The sequence below is a fragment of the Kineococcus haloalkalitolerans genome, from assembly GCF_050871905.1.
Classification (GTDB): Bacteria; Actinomycetota; Actinomycetes; order Actinomycetales; family Kineococcaceae; genus Kineococcus.
The window spans coordinates 21,201-39,373 of the sequence record NZ_JBJLSH010000042.1; the positions used below are offsets into that span (position 1 = coordinate 21,201).

Consider the following 18,173-nt stretch of genomic DNA (forward strand, 5'->3'; position numbering starts at 1 on the left):
GGCGGCCCGCGAGCGGCGTCCGCAGGGCTCCCGGCGTCCGCTCAGCCCAGCGAGCGCACCCAGTTGCGCAGCAGCTGCGCGCCGGCGTCCCCGGACTTCTCCGGGTGGAACTGGGTGGCCGACAGGGGCCCGTTCTCCACCGCGGCCACGAACCGGGCGCCGTGCTCGGCCCACGTCACCCGCGGCGGCTCGACGAGGCCACCGGTGGTGTCCACCAGCTCCCAGCGCTGCACGCCGTAGGAGTGCACGAAGTAGAAGCGCTCGCCCTCCAGGCCCTCGAAGAGCACCGAGCCCTCGGGCACGTCGACGGTGCTCCACCCCATGTGCGGCACGACGTCCGCGGGCAGCCGCTCGACGGCGCCCGGCCACTGGCCCAGACCCCGCTCGTCCCCGGCGCCGGGCTCGGTGGAGCGGTCGAACATCACCTGCAGGCCCACGCAGATGCCCAGCACGGGCCGCCCGCCCGCCAGCCGGCGGTCCACGACCTCCTCGCCGCCCACGGCGCGCAGCCCCTCGGCGACGGCCGCGAAGGCGCCGACGCCGGGCACGACGAGGCCGTCGGCCTCCATCGCGGCGCGCTTGTCGGAGGTCAGCTCCACGTCGGCGCCGACCCTCTCCAGGGCGCGCACCGCGGAGCGGACGTTGCCGGAGCCGTAGTCGAGGACGACGACCCTCCTGCCGGTGCTGCGGGTGGTGCTGCTGCTGCTGGTCACGCCGGTCACAACGCGCCCTTGGTCGACGGCACTCCCTGCACGCGCGGGTCCGGCTCGACGGCGTAGCGCAGGGCGCGCGCCAGCGCCTTGAACTGGGCCTCGACGACGTGGTGCGGGTCCCGGCCGGCCAGCACGCGCACGTGCAGGGCGATCTGGGCGTGGAAGGCGAAGCTCTCCAGCACGTGCCGGGTCAGCGAGCCGGTGAAGTGCCCGCCGATCAGGTGCAGCTCCTGGCCCGCCGGCTCGCCGGAGTGCACGCAGTACGGGCGCCCGGAGACGTCGACGACCACGTGGGCCAGCGCCTCGTCCAGCGGGACGGTGGCGTCGGCGAAGCGGCGGATGCCGCTCTTGTCGCCCAGCGCCTGCCGGAACGCCTGCCCGAGGACGATCGCGGTGTCCTCGACGGTGTGGTGCACGTCGATGTGGGTGTCGCCCTTCGCCCGCACGGTCAGGTCGACGAGGGAGTGCTTGCCCAGCGCCGTCAGGACGTGGTCGTAGAAGGGCACCGTCGTGTCGATGCTCGTCCGGCCCGTGCCGTCCAGGTCGAGCTCGACCAGGACGCTCGACTCCGAGGTCGTCCGCTCCACGCGCGCCGTGCGGCTCACCGCTGTCCTCCCGTGCTGTCCGCGAGCCGGCCCTCCGGCCGGCCCGTCACCTCGTCCAGGGCCTCCTGGAACGTCGTCATCTCCGCGGCCGTGCCCACGCTCACGCGCAGCCAGCCGTCCGGGCCCGTCTCGCGGATCAGGACGCCGCGCTCGAGCAGCCCCCGCCACACCGCGTGCCGGTCGGCGAACCGCCCGAACAGGACGAAGTTCGCGTCGCTCTCGGCCACCTCGAACCTCTTGCGCCGCAGCACGTCCACGGTCTCGTCGCGGCGCGCGCGCAGCTCGTCCACCCGGGCCAGCAGGAGCTGCGAGTGGGCCAGGGCCGTGCGGGCCACGGCCTGGGTGACCGCGGACAGGTGGTAGGGCAGGCGGACCACGCGCAGCGCGTCGACGAAGGCGCGCGAGGCGGCCAGGTAGCCGACGCGGGCCCCGGCCAGCGAGAACGCCTTGCTCATGGTGCGGCTGACCGCGAGGTTGCCGTGGTGCGGCAGCAGCTCCAGCGCGCTGGGGACCCCGGCGCGGCGGAACTCCCCGTACGCCTCGTCGACGACGACGACCGCGCCACCGGGCAGCTCGCGCACGGCGTCGAGGACGGCCTCGACGGTGGCCAGCGGCAGGGCGGTGCCGGTGGGGTTGTTCGGGCTGGCCAGCAGCACCACCGACGGGCGGTGCCGCGCGACCTGCTCGCGCACGTGGGCGGCGTCGAGGGTGAAGTCCTCCGCGCGCCGGCCCGCGACCCACCGGGTGAGGGTGTCGCGCGCGTACTCCGGGTACATCGAGTACGTCGGCGCGAAGCTGAGCGCCGTGCGGCCGGGCCCGCCGAACGCCTGCAGCACGTGCAGCATGACCTCGTTGGAGCCGTTCGCGGCCCACACCTGCTCCGGCGCCAGCTCGGCGCCGGACTCGGTGCGCAGGAACGCGGCCAGGTCGGCGCGCAGGTCCAGGAACTCCCGGTCGGGGTAGCGGTTCAGGCCGGCGGCCGCGCGCGCCACGGCCCTGGCCACGTCGTCCACGACGACCTGCGGGACCGCGTACGGGTTCTCGTTGACGTTGAGGACGACGGGCACGCTCAGCTGCGGGGCGCCGTACGGCTCCTCCCCGCGCAGGTCGTCGCGCAGGGGCAGGTCGGCCAGGGTCGTGGCCGCCGCGGGCGCCGACGGGGCGCCGGTGTCCGGGCCGGTGGGCGCGCCCGGCGAGGTGTCGGTCGTCACGCCGCCAGTCTCCCAGACCGGGCGGCACCCCCGGGACCGCCGCCGCGGCGCTCAGGGGCCCTCAGCGGGAGACGGAGGCGTCCCCGGAGGCCAGCAGCTGCTCGACGTCGCCCAGGGACGCGGCCGAGGAGTCACCGGGCGTGGTCGCGACGAGGGCGCCGTGGGCGACGCCGAGGTCGACGGCGCGCTGCAGCCCGCCCCCGTCGAGCAGGCCGTGCACGAGGCCGGCGGTGAACGCGTCGCCGCTGCCGATGCGGTCCAGGACGTCCAGGCCGCGCCAGTCCGGGCCCTGCACGAGCCCGGTGCCGCGGCTGTGCGCCACGGCGGTCAGGTCGTTGCGCGAGGCCGAGACCACGCCCCGCACCGTGGTGGCGACCACGCGCAGGCCGGGGTTCTGCTCCGCGTCGCGCAGCACGCGCTCGCGGGCGGCGGCCACGTCCCGGCCGCCCTCGCCGGGCAGCCCGGCCAGGCCGGCGCCTAGCAGCACGTCGACGTCGGCGACCAGGCGCCGGTTCAGCTCCTGGGCCGCGGCCGCTCCCCCGCGCCCGGCCCACAGGCTGGGCCGGTAGTTCAGGTCGTAGGACGTCACCGTGCCGTGCCGGCGGGCGGCGGCCAGCGCCTCGGCGGCGACCTCGGAGGTGGTGCCCGACAGGGCCGCGAAGATCCCGCCGGTGTGGAACCAGCGCACCCCGCGCCGGCCGAACAGGTCGTCCCAGTCCACGTCGCCGGGGCGCAGCCGGCTGACCGCGGTCGAGCCCCGGTCGGAGACGCCGACCGAGCGGCGCACCCCGAACCCGCGCTCGACGAAGTTCAGGCCGTTGCGCACGGTGCGGCCCGCGCCGTCGCCGGGCACCCAGCGCAGCAGGGAGGTGTCGACGCCGCCGGTCAGGACGAGGTCCTCCACCAGGCGTCCCACCTCGTCGTCGACGAGGGCGGTGACGACGGCGGTGCGCCGGCCGAAGCAGCGGCGCAGCCCGCGGGCGACGTTGTACTCCCCGCCGCCCTCGTGGACGTCGAAGCGACGGGCGGTGCGCACCCGCCCCTCGCCGGGGTCGAAGCGCAGCATCACCTCGCCCAGGGCGACCACGTCGAACGCGCACTCGGTGGCCGGGCGCAGCGCGAGCCCGCCGGCGCTCACGGGGCCGCCGCCCGGGCGGCGGCCACGGCGACCGCCGTCAGCTCGCGCACCGCGCCGAAGTCACCGGCGGCGATCCGCTCGCGCGGCACCATCCACGAGCCGCCGACGGCTGCGACGGCGGGCACGGACAGCCAGTCGGCCAGGTCGGCGGGGCCGATCCCGCCGGTGGGCACGAACCGCACCCCGGCGAAGGGGGCCGCGAGCGCCCGCACGGCCGCGGGCCCGCCGGAGGTGGCGGCGGGGAAGAACTTCACCACGTCCAGGCCCAGCTCCAGGGCGGTCTGGACCTCGGTGGCGGTGACCGCGCCGGGCAGCACCGGCACGCCGTGCTCGCGGCAGCGCTCCACGACCGCGCGGCTGAGACCCGGGGACACGACGTAGGAAGCGCCGGCCGCGACGGCCTCGTCGACCTGCGCGGCGCGCAGGACGGTGCCGGCGCCCACGAGGACGCCGCCGCGGTCGGCCACGGCCCGCACGGCGTCGGCCGCGGCCGGGGTGCGGAAGGTGATCTCGGCGACGGGCAGGCCGCCGGCGACCAGCGCGTCGGCCAGCGGCACCGCCGCGCGGGCGTCGTCCAGGACGACGACGGGCACGACGCGGGCGGCGGTCAGGCGGTGCAGGACGTCCACGGTCCGGTCCTCCCCGGCTCCTCGGGTGTCGGGGTCGCTCACCGGGCCAGCCACCCGCCGTCGACGGCGAGGACGTGCCCGTGCACGTAGGCGGCCGCGGGCGAGGCGAGGAAGACCACGACGTCGCCGACGTCGGCCGGCGTGCCCCAGCGCCCGGCGGGGATGCGCGCGGACAGCTGCTCGCGGCGGACGGGGTCGGCCAGCAGGGCCTCGTTCATGTCGGTCGCCATGTAGCCCGGGGCCACGGCGTTGACCCCGACCCCGCGGCCGGCCCACTCGTTGCACAGCGCCTTGGTCAGCTGAGCGACGGCGCCCTTGCTGGCCGCGTACGCCGGCACGGTCAGCCCGCCCTGGAACGACAGCAGCGAGGCGACGTTGACGACGCGGCCCTCGCCGCGCTCCAGCATCGGCGCCCCGAACAGCTGGCACAGCTGGAAGACCGCGCGCAGGTTGACGTCCAGGACGCGGTCGAAGGCCTCGAGGGGGAACTCCACCGCAGGGTGGCGCTCCTGCGTGCCGGCGTTGTTGACGAGGACGTCGACGCGGTGATCGGCCAGGACGGCGCGCGCCGCGGCCGCGACGGCATTCGCGTCGGCCAGGTCGACCGGGCACGGGTGGACGCGGCGGCCCAAGCGCGCGGCCTCCGCGCCCAGCTGCGGGTCGGGCTCGCGGCGGCCGAGGACGACGACGTCGGCGCCGGCGCGCAGCAGCGCGGTGGAGATCCCCAGCCCGAGGCCGCGGCCGCCACCGGTGACGGCGGCGGTGCGGCCGCTCAGGTCGAACGGGTCGCGGCTCACGACGCCGTCCCGTCCACGAGGTCGGCGCGGGGGGTGACGAGCACCTTGAGGCAGTCGCTGCCGGCGGCGGCCGCGGCGAAGGCCTCGGCGGCCCGCTCCAGCGGGTACGTCGTCGTGGGGAAGGAGGCCAGGCCGAGGACGTCGTCGGCGACCAGCTGCGCGGCGCGGCGGACGTCGGCGCTCGTGTAGACGCGCACGCCCTGCAGCGACTGCTCGCGGAAGCAGACGCCCTGCAGGTCCAGCGCCGTCGGCTGCTTGTAGACGCCCACGACGACGACGCGGCCGAGCACCCGGGTGGCGGCCGACAGGAGGGCCGCGACCGACGGGTGGCCGGCGGTGTCGAAGGTGGTGTCGGCGCCCTCGCCGTCCGTGAGCTCGTCCAGCGCGTCGGCGAGCTCCCCGCCGTCGGCGACGGCCCGGAACCCGTGCGCGGCGGCGACCTCGCGCCGCCACGGCCCCGGCTCGGCGACGACGACGGTGCCGGCGCCCTCGGCGCGCGCCACGAGCGCGGTGAGCAGGCCGATGGGCCCGGCGCCGTGCACGGCGACGACGTCGCCGCGCTCCATCCCCGACAGGCGCACCGCGTGCACGGCGACGGCCAGCGGCTCCACGAGGGCCGCGGTGCGCGGGTCGACGTGCGCGGGCAGCTCGTGCAGCCGGTCGGGCGGCACGGCCACCCGCTCGGCCAGCCCCCCGGGCGCGTCGATGCCGAACAGTCCCAGGGAGCGGCACACGTGCGGGTGACCCGTGCGGCAGGCCCGGCAGGTGCCGCAGCTGATGAGCGGCTCGACGGCCACGAGGGCGCCCTCGCGGGGGCCGCTCGCCCCGGCGCGCGCCACCCGGCCGGACACCTCGTGCCCCACGACGAGCGGTGGGCGCGCCCGCGGGTGGGAGCCGTGCAGGATCGACAGGTCGGTGCCGCACACGCCGCTGCAGGCGACGTCGAGCAGCGCCCAGCCGTCGGGGACCTCGGGCTCGCGCACCCGCGCGGGGCGCACGACGTCGGGGGCCTCCCAGACCGCGGCCCTCACGCCGTCCCCCCGCCGGTCCGGCGCAGGGCCTCGGGGTTGAGCACGTGCGGGCCGCCGCGCCCGGACAGCACGTCGACGACGTTCTGCACGGTGCGCCGCTTCAGCTCGCCGTAGGACTCCTCGGTGTACCAGGCCAGGTGGGGGGTGAGGACCACCTGGTCCAGCTCGGTCAGGGGGTGACCGCCCGGCAGCGGTTCGGTCTCGAAGACGTCGAGGCCGGCGCCGTGCAGCCGGCCGGCGCGCAGCGCCTCGACGAGGGCGTCGGTGTCGACCACCCCGCCCCGGCTGGTGTTGACCAGGACGGCGTCCGGGCCCAGCAGCGCGAGCTCCTCCGCGCCGAGCAGGTGGTGGGTGGCCGGGGTCAGGGGCACGTGCACGGACACCACGTGGGCGCGCCGCAGCAGCTCCGCCAGCTCGACGACCTCGACACCGCCCACGGTGGTCCCGGGCTGGTAGCGGGCGTCCACACCGAGGACCCGGTAGCCGAGGCCGGCGGCCTTGCGGGCGGTGGCGGCGCCGATGAGGCCGAGGCCGAGGATGCCGAAGACGCGCCCGCCGAACCCGTGCAGGGGGCGGACGGCCTCCAGGCCGCCCGCGCCCGCGCGCACGCCGCGGTCCATCCAGGGGATGCGCCGGGCGGTCGCCAGGGCCAGGGCGATGGCGTGGTCGGAGACGGCCTCGGTGCCGTAGTCGGGCACGTTGCACACGGCCACCCCGCGCGCGGTGCACGACTCGACGTCGACGGTGTCCACGCCGACGCCGTAGCGGCCGACGGCCCGCACGGTGGGCAGGGCGTCCAGGAGGGCGGCGTCGATCCGCGCGTACTGCACGACGAGGCCGTCCGCGCCGGCGGCCTGCTCGGCGAGGCCCTCGGCACTGCTCGCCCGGGCGACGACGAGCTCGGCACCCGCGGCGGCCGCGACCTCGCGCTCGGGCTCCACCGAGTCGTGGTCGATGTCGGTGATGACGATCCGCACGGGTCCTCCGGCCGCTCGACGGGCGCCGGCCGGGGTGCGCCGGCGCGGGGACCAGCCTCCCCCACAGCCGTCCTCATCCGCCCGCCGGGGACCTCAGCCCTCGCGGCGGCCCTTGAACAGCTTCCAGAACGCGCCGGCCTTGGAGCCGTCGCCACCGGCGACCCCGCCGGCCTCGGCCGGGTCCAGGGAGCCGAGCACGAGGCGCTGCACGGTGTCGGGCCACACCGACAGCAGCAGCCCGGCGCGCGGGTCCTCCCCGCGCTGACCGTCGCGCCAGGTCTGCCCGTCGATGGACTCCTCTCCGCGCAGCAGCAGGACCAGCTCGGCGCCGCGCAGCACGGTGGACAGGGCCTCGGCGTCCCGCTCGCCCGTGGCGGGGTCCTGGGCCACGAGCGCGCAGCCGAGACCGCGCACGGGCACGACCCAGGCGTGCACGTCGGCGAGCGTGCACACCTCGGCCAGCTTGCGGGCGTTGGTGGCCGGCACGACGAGCACGGCCGCCTTCGGCGGCTTGGGGCCGAACTCGCGGGCGAACTCCTCGTCGAGGGCGTCCAGGTCGAACGACTCCCCCTCCGGCAGGTCCGGCAGGTCGGGGTGCTCGCGGTCCCCGGGGCCGCCGGGAGTCCCGTCCCGCTCGTCGCCGCTCACGCGAACCGCGCCGTGACGGCCGCGCCGTGCGCGGGCAGGTCCTCGGCCTCGGCGAGGGCGACCACGTGGGCGGCGACCTCGCGCAGGGCGGGCTCGTCGTAGTCGACGACGTGGACGCCGCGCAGGAACGTCTGCACGCTCAGCCCCCCGGTGTGCAGCGCCGTCCCGCCGGTGGGCAGGACGTGGTTGGAGCCGGCGCAGTAGTCGCCCAGCGACACCGGCGAGTGCGGGCCGACGAAGACGGCACCGGCGCCGCGCACCCGCGCGGCCACGGCACGGGCGTCGGCGGTCTGCACCTCCAGGTGCTCGGCGGCGTAGGCGTCGACGACCGCGAGGCCCGCCTCGACGTCGTCGACGAGGACGACGGCGGACTGCTCCCCGGCCAGGGCCTGCGCGATGCGCTCGGCGTGCCGGGCGGCCGGCACCCGCACGGCCAGGGCGGCGTCGACGGCGTCGGCCAGCGCCTCGGAGTCGGTGACGAGGACCGCGGCGGCCAGCGGGTCGTGCTCGGCCTGGCTGACGAGGTCGGCGGCCACGTGGTCGGCGTCGGCGGTGTCGTCGGCCAGGACGGCGATCTCGGTGGGCCCGGCCTCGGAGTCGATGCCGACGACGCCCTGCACGTACCGCTTGGCGGAGGCCACGTACACGTTGCCGGGGCCGGTGACGACGTCCACGGGCTCGACGACGAGCGCGCCGTCCTCGTCGCGGGCGCCGTAGGCGAACATCGCCACGGCCTGCGCGCCGCCGACCGCGTACACCTCCTGCACGCCCAGCAGCGCGCAGGCGGCGAGGATCGTGGGGTGGGGCAGGCCGCCGTGCTCGCGCTGGGCGGGCGAGGCCACCGCGATCGAGGCGACCCCGGCCTCCTGGGCGGGGACGACGTTCATCACGACGCTGGAGGGGTACACCGCGCGGCCGCCGGGCACGTACAGCCCGACGCGGCCGACCGGCACCCACCGCTCGGTGACGGTCGCCCCGCTCGCGAGGCGGGTGGTGGTCTCGGTGCGGCGCTGGTCGGCGTGCACGAGGCGGGCCCGGCGCACGCTCTCCTCCAGCGCGGCGCGCACGTCGGCGTCCAGCTCCTCCAGCGCCCGGGCCAGCGCGGCCGCGGGCACCCGCACGTCCGGCACGTCGACGCCGTCGAAGCGCCGCGTCAGCTCGCGCAGGGCGGCGGTGCCGCGGGCGCGCACGTCCTCGCAGATCGGGGCGACCACGGCCAGGGCGCTGGCCACGTCGACGTCGGCGCGGGGCACGACGGTGCGCAGGGAGGCGGCGTCCAGGTGCTGCCCGCGCAGGTCGATCCGGCGCAGCGGGGCCGGACCGGCGGCGGGGGCCGCCGGAGCCGGTGCGGGGGTCGTCGCGGGGCTCGTCACGGGGCGGCAGTCTACGGCGCCGGTGCGCGGCGGCCGAGCCCGGCGGACCCCCGCGGGCGGGTGCGGCTCAGGTCAGCAGCTGGGCGTCCAGGACGGTGACCGCGCGGCCGGTCAGCAGGACGCGGTCCCCGCGCAGCTCGACGTCCAGGACCCCGCCGCGCGGGGACACCTGGTGGGCGCTGAAGCGGGTGCGGCCCAGCCGCGGCGCCCAGTACGGGGCCAGGGCGCAGTGGGCGCTGCCGGTCACCGGGTCCTCCGGGACGCCGACGCGCGGGCCGAAGAAGCGCGAGACGACGTCGGGCGCGGCCAGCGCGGCGTCCTCGGCGGCCGGGCGCGGGGCGGCCGCGGCCGTCACGACGATCCCGCGGGCGTCGAGCGCCGCCAGCGCCGCCAGGTCGGGCACCAGCGCGCGCACCGTCTCCTCGTCGGCGACCTCGACCAGCACGTCGTCGCCGCCGCGCGCGCACACCTCGACCCGCACCGCGAGCGCCGCGGCGAGCCGGTCGGCGAGGTCGGCGTCGGGGCCGGCGGGGTCCACCGGCGCGACGGGCTTCGCGGGCAGGTCGAGCACGATCCCGTCGTCGCCGACCTCGGCCCGCAGGTCACCGCTGCGGGTGTCGAAGACGAACGGGCCGGTCTCGCCGTCGGCGTGCAGGACGTGCGCGGTGGCCAGGGTCGCGTGCCCGCACAGGTCCACCTCCACCGTCGGGGTGAACCAGCGCAGGCCGTACCGGCCGGGCTCCCCGCCGCGCACGGCGAACGCCGTCTCGGACAGGTTCAGCTCGGCTGCCACCCCGCGCATCCACGCCTCGTCGCCGGCGCGCGGGTGGTCGGCGTCCAGCACGACGACGGCGGCCGGGTTGCCGGAGAACGGGCGGTCGGTGAACGCGTCGACGGTGCGCAGGCGGGTCGGCGGGAGGGTCACGGCGCGAGCCTAGGCCCGGTTCCGCGGCGCGCGCCCGGCGTCCCCCTAGGGTGAGCCGCGTGATGCGACGCCTGCCGCTGTTCCCCCTGGGCAGCGTCCTGTTCCCCGGTCTCGTGCTGCCGCTGAACGTCTTCGAGCCGCGCTACCGGCTGCTCGTGCAGGACCTCGTGGCCGCAGGCGAGGCGGAGGACGGGACGCCGCAGGGCTTCGGGGTGGTGGCCATCAAGGCCGGGCACGAGGTGGGGACGGGCAACGCGCAGGCCCTGCACGAGGTCGGCTGCCTGGCGCTGCTGCGGGAGGTCACCGAGCTGGACGACGGGCGCTACGAGGTCGTCACCGTGGGGGCGACCCGCTTCCGCCTGCTCGGCATCGACGAGGAGGCCGGCACCCCCTACCTGACCGGGCTGGTCGAGCCGTTCGGGCAGGACGAGGAGGAGCTGGAGGAGGACGCCGACGTCGCCGCCCTCGCGCAAGGCGTGGCCACCCGCTTCGACCAGTACCGCGAGGCCCTCGACATCGGCGGCTCCGCCGTCCCGGAGGACCCCTCCGTGCTGTCCTACCTCGTGGCCGCCGCCATGGTGCTGCAGGTGCCGCAGCGCCAGGAGCTGCTGGAGGAGCCGGACACCGCTTCGCGGCTGCGCGCCGAGCTGGCGCTGCTGCGCCGCGAGCTGGGCCTGGTGAGGGCGCTCGGCGCGGTCCCGGCGACCGAGCTGCCGGGCCCGCCGTCCAACCCCAACTGAGCACGGGCAGGAGGAGCGGCGTGGCCAAGCGGAGCGGACGGACGCCGGAGGCCGCCACCCCGGCGCTGCAGGCGCTGGTGGCCGCCGGCGTGGCGCACACCGCGCGCCCCTACGCGCACGCGGCGGACGAGCACGCCTACGGCGAGGAGGCCGTGCGGGCGCTGCGCGCCGGCGGCCTCGACGTGGTCGCCGAGCAGGTGTTCAAGACGCTCGTGGCCGACGTGGACGGCCGCCTCGTCGTCGCCGTCGTCCCCGTCCCGCGCAGCCTGGACCTCAAGGCGCTCGCCGCGGCGGCCGGCGGCAAGCGGGCGACGATGGCCGACCCGGCCCGCGCGCAGCGCTCCAGCGGCTACGTCCTGGGCGGTATCAGCCCGCTCGGGCAGCGCACACCGCTGCCCACGGTCGTGGACGCCTCCGCCACCGGCTTCGCGACCGTGCTGGTCAGCGCCGGGCGACGGGGGCTGCAGGTGGAGCTGGCACCGGGCGACCTGGTGCGGCTGACGGGCGCGACGCTGGCGGACGTCGCCCGCTGACCTCTCGCGCGCCCGGACGTGTCAGTCCGACGGCTGACGCACCCAGTCCCCGACGGCCGAGGCCAGCGTGACCAGCGCGACGACCGCCGCCACGGCGAACGGCTGCACGAGGACGACGCCCCACGCCAGCAGGCCGACGTGCGCCGGGTCGGCCGGGTCCGCCGGCGGCAGGGCGCTGCCCGTGCCCGCCGCCAGGAGCGCACCGGCCAGGGCACCGGCCACGGCGGTGAGCAGTGTCGCCAGCGGCGCCGGGCGGGCCGTGCGCAGCACGAGCACGCCGGCGAGGACGCCAGCGAGCCCGGTGAGCACCACGAACGAACCGTCCCGGGCCACCTGCAGCGCGGCCGGGCTGGACACGACGGGCTCACCGGCCAGCCACGCCGGCGGGGTGCGGGCCAACGCCCACCACACCACGCCCAGGAGGAGACCGACGACCGCCTGGCCGAGGAGCAGCAGGGCGGGCGTCCGGCGCGGGCTCACACCAGGCACGAGGGCCCGAGCAGCGCCTTCAGGTCGCCGAACAGCGCGGGGCTGGGGGTGACGCGCAGCGCGTCGTCCAGCCGCATCAGGGTGCCGCCGCCCCCCGCCTTCGTCAGCCGCAGCCGCACCTCGGTCATGCCGGGGTGGGTGGTCAGCACGTCCTTGAGGCGCTCGACGACCGGCGGGGTGCACCGGGCGACCGGCAGGGACACCGTCACGGGCATCCCGTCGGTGGCCGAGACGTCCGGCACCGACAGTTCGGAGGCGTAGATGGTCGGCACGTCGTCGCGGCGGTTGACGCGCCCGCGCACGACGACGACGAGGTCCTCGGCGAGCAGCTGGGCGACGGCCGCGTAGGCCTGCGGGAAGAACAGGCACTCGATGGCGCCCTCGAGGTCCTCCACCGTGACGATCGCCCAGGGGCTGCCCTGCTTGGTCATCTTGCGCTGCAGGCCCGTGATCATCCCGGCGATGGTGATGTTCGCACCGTCGGGGCGACCGTCGTCCTGGGTGAGCGCGGCGATCGAGCAGTCCGAGGCGTTGGCCAGCAGGTGCTCCAGCCCGAACAGCGGGTGGTCGGACACGTACAGGCCGAGCATCTGCCGCTCGTGGGCCAGCAGCTCGGCCTTGTCCCACTCCGGCAGCTCGGGGATCTCGACGGTGAAGCCGCCGCCGGCGGGGCCGTCGTCGCCGCCGAGGCCGGCGAACAGGTCGAACTGCCCGATGGCCTCGTTGCGCTTGACGTCCACGACGGCGTCGACGGCGTCCTCGTGCTTGGCGACCAGGGCGCGGCGGCGGTGGCCCAGGGAGTCGAACGCGCCGGCCTTGATGAGCGACTCGATGGTCCGCTTGTTGCAGACCACCGCGGGCACCTTGGTGAGGAAGTCGGTGAACGACTCGTAGCGCCCGGACGCCTCGCGGGCGGCCGTGATGGCGTCCACGACGTTGGCGCCGACGTTGCGGATCGCGGTCAGGCCGAAGCGGATGTCGGTGCCGACGGCGGTGAAGTTCGCGCTGGACTCGTTGACGTCCGGCGGCAGCACCTTGATGCCCATGCGCCGGCACTCGTTGAGGTACAGCGCCGACTTGTCCTTGTCGTCGCGCACGCTGGTGAGGACGGCGGCCATGTACTCGGCCGGGTAGTTCGCCTTGAGGTACGCCGTCCAGTACGACACCAGCCCGTAGGCGGCCGAGTGCGCCTTGTTGAACGCGTAGTCGGAGAAGGGGACGAGGATGTCCCACAGCGCCTTGACGCACTCGGCGGAGTAGCCGTTCTCCTTCATGCCGGCCTCGAAGCCGACGAACTCGGCGTCGAGGACCTCGCGCTTCTTCTTGCCCATCGCGCGGCGCAGCAGGTCGGCCTTGCCGAGCGTGTACCCGGCGACCTTCTGCGCGATCGACATGACCTGCTCCTGGTACACGATCAGGCCGTGGGTCGTGCCGAGGATCTCTTTCAGCGGCTCGGCCAGCTCCGGGTGGATCGGGGTGATCTCCTGCTGGCCGTTCTTGCGCAGCGCGTAGTTCGTGTGCGAGTTCGCGCCCATCGGCCCGGGGCGGTACAGCGCGCCGACCGCGGAGATGTCCTCGAAATTGTCCGGTCGCATGAGGCGCAGCAGCGAGCGCATCGGGCCGCCGTCGAACTGGAACACGCCGAGGGTGTCGCCGCGCGAGAGCAGCGCGTACGTCGCCGGGTCGTCCAGCTCCAGGGAGTCCAGGTCGACCGGGTCCTTGCCGTTGAGCACGACGTTCTTCAGCGCGTCGTCGAGGATCGTGAGGTTGCGCAGGCCCAGGAAGTCCATCTTGACCAGCCCGAGCGTCTCGCACGTCGGGTAGTCGAACTGGGTGATGATCGCGCCGTCGGCCTCGCGCTTCATGATCGGGATGAGGTCGATCAGCGGCTCGCTCGACATGATGACGCCGGCGGCGTGCACGCCCCACTGGCGCTTCAGGCCCTCCAGGCCGCGCGCGGTGTCGACCACGCGCACGACCTCGGGGTCGTTCTTGTACAGCTCGCGGAACTCCCCCGCCTCGGAGTACCGCTTGTGGCTCGGGTCGAAGATCCCCGACAGCGGGATGTCCTTGCCCATGACGGCCGGCGGCATCGTCTTGGTGATCCGCTCGCCCATCGCGAACGGGAACCCGAGCACCCGGGAGGAGTCCTTGACGGCCTGCTTGGCCTTGATGGTGCCGTAGGTGACGATCTGCGCGACGCGGTCGGTGCCGTACTTCTCGACGACGTACTGGATGACCTCGCCGCGCCGGCGCTCGTCGAAGTCGACGTCGAAGTCGGGCATCGACATGCGCTCGGGGTTGAGGAAGCGCTCGAAGAACAGCCCGTGCCGCAACGGGTCCAGGTCGGTGATCTTCATGGCGTAGGCGGCCATCGACCCGGCGCCGGAACCGCGGCCGGGGCCCACGCGGATGCCGTTCTCCTTGGACCAGTTGATGAAGTCGGCGACGACGAGGAAGTACCCGGCGTACCCCTTGGAGGTGATGACCTCGATCTCGTAGTCGGCCTGCTTGCGCACGTCGTCCGGGATGCCGGCCGGGTAGCGCTGCGCCAGGCCGCTCCAGACCTCCTTGACGAACCAGCTCTCCTCGTCCTCCCCCGGCGGGCAGGGGAAGCGCGGCATGTACGCGCCGGTGGACTCGGTGAACTCCACCTGGCAGCGCTCGGCGATGAGCAGGGTGTTGTCGCACGCCTCCGGGTGGTCGCGCCACAGGTGGCGCATCTCCGCGGGGCTCTTGAGGTAGAACTCGTCGGCGTCGAACTTGAAGCGCTTGGGATCGGCCAGCGTGGAACCGGACTGCACGCACAGCAGCGCCGCGTGCGCCTGCGCGTCGGCGGCGGCCGTGTAGTGCAGGTCGTTGGTCGCCACCAGCGGCAGGTCGAGGTCCTTGGCGAGCTTGAGCAGGTCGTCCTGCACGCGCTTCTCGATGTCCAGGCCGTGGTCCATCAGCTCGCAGAAGAAGTTCTCCCGGCCGAAGATGTCGCGGAACTCCGCCGCCGCGGCCCGCGCCTCGTCGTACTGGCCCAGGCGCAGGCGGGTCTGCACCTCGCCGGAGGGGCAGCCGGTGGTCGCGATGAGCCCGTCCGCGTAGCTGCTGAGCAGCTCGCGGTCCATGCGGGGCTTGTAGAGGAACCCCTCCAGGCTCGCCAGCGAGCTCATCTTGAACAGGTTGTGCATGCCGGCGGTGTTCTGCGCGAGCATCGTCATGTGGGTGTACGACCCGGCGCCGGAGACGTCGTCGCCCGGGCGGCTGGACTGGTCGCCCCACTTCACGCGGGTCTTGTCCTGGCGGGCGGTGCCCGGCGTCAGGTAGGCCTCCACGCCGATGATCGGGTTGACGCCGTGCTTGCGGGCGGTCTTCCAGAAGTCGTAGGCGCCGAACACGAAGCCGTGGTCGGTGGTGGCCAGCGCCGGCATGCCCATGGCCGCCGACTCGCGGAAGAGGTCGTCGACCTTGGCGGCGCCGTCGAGCATCGAGTACTCGGTGTGGACGTGCAGGTGGACGAACGAGTCCGCGCTGGCCATGCGAGGCGCCTCCTGAGCGGTGCGGGTGGAGCGGGTCGAGCAGGTGGGGCGGGCGCCGGCGGGGCCGGCGCGACCCGTCGATCGTAGGCGCCGCCCACGACACCGGCGGGCAGCCTCGCCGCGTCCCGCCGGGCGGTCACGCTCAGTCGGCGAGCCGCTCCAGCGCCGTGGTCAGGTCGGCCGGGTAGGGGCTGGTGAACTCCACCGGCCGCCCCGTGCCCGGGTGCTCGAAGCCCAGCCGGACGGCGTGCAGCCACTGCCGCGACACGCCCAGCCGCTCGGCCAGGACGGGGTCCGCGCCGTAGGTCAGGTCGCCCACGCACGGGTGGCGCAGCGCCGCGAAGTGCACGCGGATCTGGTGGGTGCGCCCGGTCTCCAGGTGCACCTCGACCAGGGCCGCGGCCCGGAAGGCCTCCTGCACCTCGTAGTGCGTGACGCTCGGCTTGCCGTCGGCGGTGACCGCGAAGCGCCACGCGCTGCCCGGGTGGCGCCCGATGGGTGCGTCGATCGTGCCGCGCAGCGGATCGGGGTGGCCCTGCACGAGCGCGTGGTAGACCTTCTCGACCGTGCGCTCCTTGAAGGCGCGCTTGAGCGCGGTGTAGGCGCCCTCGGTCTTGGCGACGACCATCAGGCCGCTCGTGCCGACGTCGAGGCGGTGCACGACGCCCTGGCGCTCGGCCGCGCCGGACGTGGCGATCGCGTACCCCGCGGCCGCCAGGCCACCGACGACGGTGGGCCCGTCCCAGCCGGGGCTGGGGTGCGCGGCCACGCCGACCGGCTTGTCGACGACCACCAGGTCCGCGTCGTCGTGCACGACGCTGAGCCCCTCGACGACCTCGGGCACCACGACCGGCGCGGACGGCGGGTCGGGGACCTCCACCTCCAACCAGGCGCCGGCGCGCACGCGGTCGGACTTGCCGACGACGACGCCGTCGACGAGCACACCGCCCGCGGCGGCCACCTCGGCGGCGCGGCTGCGCGAGAGGCCCAGCAGGCGCGCCAGGGCCGCGTCGACGCGCTCGCCCTCCAGCCCGTCGGGCACGGGCAGGCTGCGGGTCTCAGGCACCGGTCCTCCCGCGCTCGCGGCGGGACGGCTCGCGGGTGCCGTCGAGGTTGATCCCGCGCAGCCCCAGCAGGGCGATGAGGACGGCCGCGGCCACGATGGCGGAGTCCGCCACGTTGAAGATCGGCCAGTTGGGCAGCTCGAGGAAGTCCACGACGTGCCCGCGGCCGAAGCCCGGCTGGCGCAGGAGCCGGTCGGTGAGGTTGCCCGTCGCCCCGGCCAGCAGCAGGCCCAGCGCCAGCGCCCACGGACCGCTGCGCAGCCTGCGGGCCATCCGGACGACCACGACGACCACCGCGGCGGCCACGATCGTGAACACCCACGTCATGCCGGTGGCCAGGCTGAAGGCGGCACCGGGGTTGCGGATGAGGTGCAGCTGCAGCAGCTCGCCGACGAACGGCTGCGGGACCCCGGGCTCGAGGTTGGCGACGGCCAGCACCTTGGTCAGCTGGTCCGCCGCGTACACGAGCAGGGCGATCGCGAACAGCGTCCCGGTGCGACGCGGGCGCACGGGAGCGGCGGGGTCGTCTCCCGCACCGTCGGTCGCGCGGGTCTCGTCCGCCGCGGCCGGGCGCGCGCCGGCGGGGACCTCGGGGTCGTCGGGGCGGGCCGCGTCGGGGCCGGGGATCTGGCTCATCGCCCCCCGATCCTCCCACGGGGCCGGTGCGGGCCGGTGCGGGCCGGGAGACCTGGACGCCCGGCCCGCGCCGCGGGTCAGCGGCGCTCGGCGCGCGCCTTGCAGCCGACGCAGAGGGTGACCCGCGGGAACGCCTGCAGCCGGGCCTTGCCGATCGGGCCGCTGCACGACTCGCACGTGCCGTAGGCGCCGGAGGCCAGGCGCACGAGGGCGCGCTGGGTCTGCTCCAGCAGGTCCCGGGCGTTGTTGACGATCGTCATCTCGTGCTCGCGCCCGGCCGTGGCGGCACCGTGGTCCACCTGGTCGTCCCCGGCACCCTCACCGCCCGCGGACACGAGAGCGGAGAAGGAGGAGGTGGCCGCGGCCACGTCGGCGCTCAGCCGCACCACCTCCGCGTCCAGCTCCGCGCGCACCCCGTCCAGCTCGTCCGGTGTCCAGGCGTCCTCGGACGCGGCCACCGGCAGCTCCCGCACGGCGTCGGCGCGGCGGCGGGCGCCCGAGCGCGCCACCGCGCGGGCGGTGGTGCGCACCGCGGACGCCGTCCCCGCCGCCGCGGGTGCCGCCACCGCGCCCGCCTCCTGCACCGCCACGTCCTGCGTCATGGTCCCCCCTCGTCGCGCGACCCCCTGCCGCGTGCGGGTGAGCGTAAGGACAATGACTCCTAGTGAGCAAGCGGAAACGGAAAGTCACTCACTTGGGGCCGTGCAGATCCCTGACGGACCAGTCTCAGCGGGCGACGGCGTCGTCCGGGACCGCGCGCGGGCTGCGACGCAGCTCCGTGAGCTGCGTCGTCATGAAGTCCTCCAACTGGCGCCGGTAGGCGTCCTCGCGCCCGTGCAGCTGGCGCAGGGCGGCCTCCAGCCGCTCGCGCCGCGCCTCCAGGTCGCCCAGGGTCCGGTCGCGCTGCTCCTCGGCGTCGGCGACGACCCGCGCGGCCTGCTCCTGCGCGGAGGAGACGAGGGCGTCGCGCTGCTGCTCGCCGTCGCGCACGTACTCGTCGTGCAGGCGCTGCGCCAGGGCGATCACGCCGGCCGCCTGCGTGGGGGGGGGGGGGGGGGGGGGGGGGGGGGGGGGGGGGGGGGGGGGGGGGGGGGGGGGGGGGGGGGGGGGGGGGGGGGGGGGGGGGGGGGGGGGGGG

General features: G+C 75.9%; 19 protein-coding genes. 2 read left to right on the forward strand and 17 right to left on the reverse strand.

All coding sequences use genetic code 11. From position 1 onward, the window contains the following. Positions 1-41: 41 nt before the first annotated feature. From hisH to ACRYMY_RS15650, 11 genes are all read right to left on the reverse strand, one after another. Positions 42-713 carry an imidazole glycerol phosphate synthase subunit HisH gene (hisH, locus tag ACRYMY_RS15600; RefSeq protein ID WP_432548145.1) on the reverse strand — a complete coding sequence of 224 codons (672 nt, stop codon included), beginning with the start codon at positions 711-713 and terminating at the stop codon, positions 42-44. A gap of 5 nt (positions 714-718) precedes the next feature. Next, positions 719-1,318, reverse strand: coding sequence for an imidazoleglycerol-phosphate dehydratase HisB (gene hisB, locus ACRYMY_RS15605; RefSeq protein WP_369053483.1), 600 nt, complete (start codon positions 1,316-1,318; stop codon positions 719-721). Continuing rightward, positions 1,315-2,451 (reverse strand): histidinol-phosphate transaminase, encoded by a 1,137-nt coding sequence (locus ACRYMY_RS15610; RefSeq protein ID WP_432548165.1) that lies wholly within the window; start codon positions 2,449-2,451, stop codon positions 1,315-1,317. The genes hisB and ACRYMY_RS15610 overlap by 4 nt, the downstream gene beginning before the upstream one ends. A 139-nt stretch (positions 2,452-2,590) precedes the next feature. Next, positions 2,591-3,667 carry a sugar kinase gene (locus tag ACRYMY_RS15615; protein WP_432548146.1) on the reverse strand — a complete coding sequence of 359 codons (1,077 nt, stop codon included), beginning with the start codon at positions 3,665-3,667 and terminating at the stop codon, positions 2,591-2,593. Then, positions 3,664-4,338 (reverse strand): bifunctional 4-hydroxy-2-oxoglutarate aldolase/2-dehydro-3-deoxy-phosphogluconate aldolase, encoded by a 675-nt coding sequence (locus tag ACRYMY_RS15620; protein ID WP_432548147.1) that lies wholly within the window; start codon positions 4,336-4,338, stop codon positions 3,664-3,666. The genes ACRYMY_RS15615 and ACRYMY_RS15620 overlap by 4 nt, the downstream gene beginning before the upstream one ends. Then, positions 4,335-5,093, reverse strand: coding sequence for a glucose 1-dehydrogenase (locus ACRYMY_RS15625; RefSeq protein ID WP_432548148.1), 759 nt, complete (start codon positions 5,091-5,093; stop codon positions 4,335-4,337). Before ACRYMY_RS15625 ends, ACRYMY_RS15620 begins: the two co-directional genes overlap by 4 nt. Then, positions 5,090-6,124: a zinc-dependent alcohol dehydrogenase gene (locus tag ACRYMY_RS15630; RefSeq protein WP_432548149.1), complete on the reverse strand. Its 1,035-nt coding sequence runs from the start codon at positions 6,122-6,124 to the stop codon at positions 5,090-5,092. The genes ACRYMY_RS15625 and ACRYMY_RS15630 overlap by 4 nt, the downstream gene beginning before the upstream one ends. Beyond that, positions 6,121-7,101, reverse strand: coding sequence for a C-terminal binding protein (locus ACRYMY_RS15635; RefSeq protein ID WP_432548150.1), 981 nt, complete (start codon positions 7,099-7,101; stop codon positions 6,121-6,123). Before ACRYMY_RS15635 ends, ACRYMY_RS15630 begins: the two co-directional genes overlap by 4 nt. A 93-nt stretch (positions 7,102-7,194) precedes the next feature. Beyond that, positions 7,195-7,749 carry a hypothetical protein gene (locus ACRYMY_RS15640; RefSeq protein WP_432548151.1) on the reverse strand — a complete coding sequence of 185 codons (555 nt, stop codon included), beginning with the start codon at positions 7,747-7,749 and terminating at the stop codon, positions 7,195-7,197. Then, positions 7,746-9,059 carry a histidinol dehydrogenase gene (gene hisD, locus ACRYMY_RS15645; protein ID WP_432548166.1) on the reverse strand — a complete coding sequence of 438 codons (1,314 nt, stop codon included), beginning with the start codon at positions 9,057-9,059 and terminating at the stop codon, positions 7,746-7,748. Before hisD ends, ACRYMY_RS15640 begins: the two co-directional genes overlap by 4 nt. 130 nt (positions 9,060-9,189) lie before the next feature. Further along, positions 9,190-10,047 (reverse strand): PhzF family phenazine biosynthesis protein, encoded by an 858-nt coding sequence (locus ACRYMY_RS15650; protein ID WP_432548152.1) that lies wholly within the window; start codon positions 10,045-10,047, stop codon positions 9,190-9,192. A gap of 59 nt (positions 10,048-10,106) precedes the next feature. Here ACRYMY_RS15650 and ACRYMY_RS15655 point away from each other — a divergent pair, with 59 nt between their 5' ends. Next, entirely contained in the window at positions 10,107-10,787 is a 681-nt protein-coding gene (locus ACRYMY_RS15655; RefSeq protein ID WP_432548153.1) for an LON peptidase substrate-binding domain-containing protein, read from the forward strand. Between the two features lie 20 nt (positions 10,788-10,807). Beyond that, a complete protein-coding gene (gene ybaK / locus ACRYMY_RS15660) occupies positions 10,808-11,320 on the forward strand; it encodes a Cys-tRNA(Pro) deacylase (protein ID WP_432548154.1) in 513 nt (170 codons plus the stop codon). A 21-nt stretch (positions 11,321-11,341) separates the two neighbouring features. On the opposite strand, the gene ACRYMY_RS15665 is transcribed toward ybaK, so the two are convergent. The 6 genes from ACRYMY_RS15665 to ACRYMY_RS15690 all read right to left on the reverse strand — a co-directional run bounded on the left by ACRYMY_RS15665 (position 11,342) and on the right by ACRYMY_RS15690 (position 18,062). Further along, entirely contained in the window at positions 11,342-11,800 is a 459-nt protein-coding gene (locus ACRYMY_RS15665; protein WP_432548155.1) for a hypothetical protein, read from the reverse strand. Beyond that, the gene (gene dnaE, locus ACRYMY_RS15670; RefSeq protein WP_432548156.1) at positions 11,797-15,336 is read right to left on the reverse strand and encodes a DNA polymerase III subunit alpha; all 3,540 of its coding nucleotides are present in this window, start codon (positions 15,334-15,336) and stop codon (positions 11,797-11,799) included. The genes ACRYMY_RS15665 and dnaE overlap by 4 nt, the downstream gene beginning before the upstream one ends. A gap of 142 nt (positions 15,337-15,478) precedes the next feature. Then, the gene (locus ACRYMY_RS15675) at positions 15,479-16,402 is read right to left on the reverse strand and encodes an RluA family pseudouridine synthase (protein ID WP_432548157.1); all 924 of its coding nucleotides are present in this window, start codon (positions 16,400-16,402) and stop codon (positions 15,479-15,481) included. Further along, positions 16,395-17,036, reverse strand: a complete 642-nt coding sequence (gene lspA / locus ACRYMY_RS15680) for a signal peptidase II (protein WP_432548158.1) — start codon at positions 17,034-17,036, stop codon at positions 16,395-16,397. The genes ACRYMY_RS15675 and lspA overlap by 8 nt, the downstream gene beginning before the upstream one ends. 77 nt (positions 17,037-17,113) lie before the next feature. Then, positions 17,114-17,638: a TraR/DksA family transcriptional regulator gene (locus tag ACRYMY_RS15685; protein WP_432548159.1), complete on the reverse strand. Its 525-nt coding sequence runs from the start codon at positions 17,636-17,638 to the stop codon at positions 17,114-17,116. Positions 17,639-17,762: 124 nt separating this feature from the next. Beyond that, a complete protein-coding gene (locus tag ACRYMY_RS15690; RefSeq protein WP_432548160.1) occupies positions 17,763-18,062 on the reverse strand; it encodes a hypothetical protein in 300 nt (99 codons plus the stop codon). Positions 18,063-18,173: the final 111 nt, after the last annotated feature.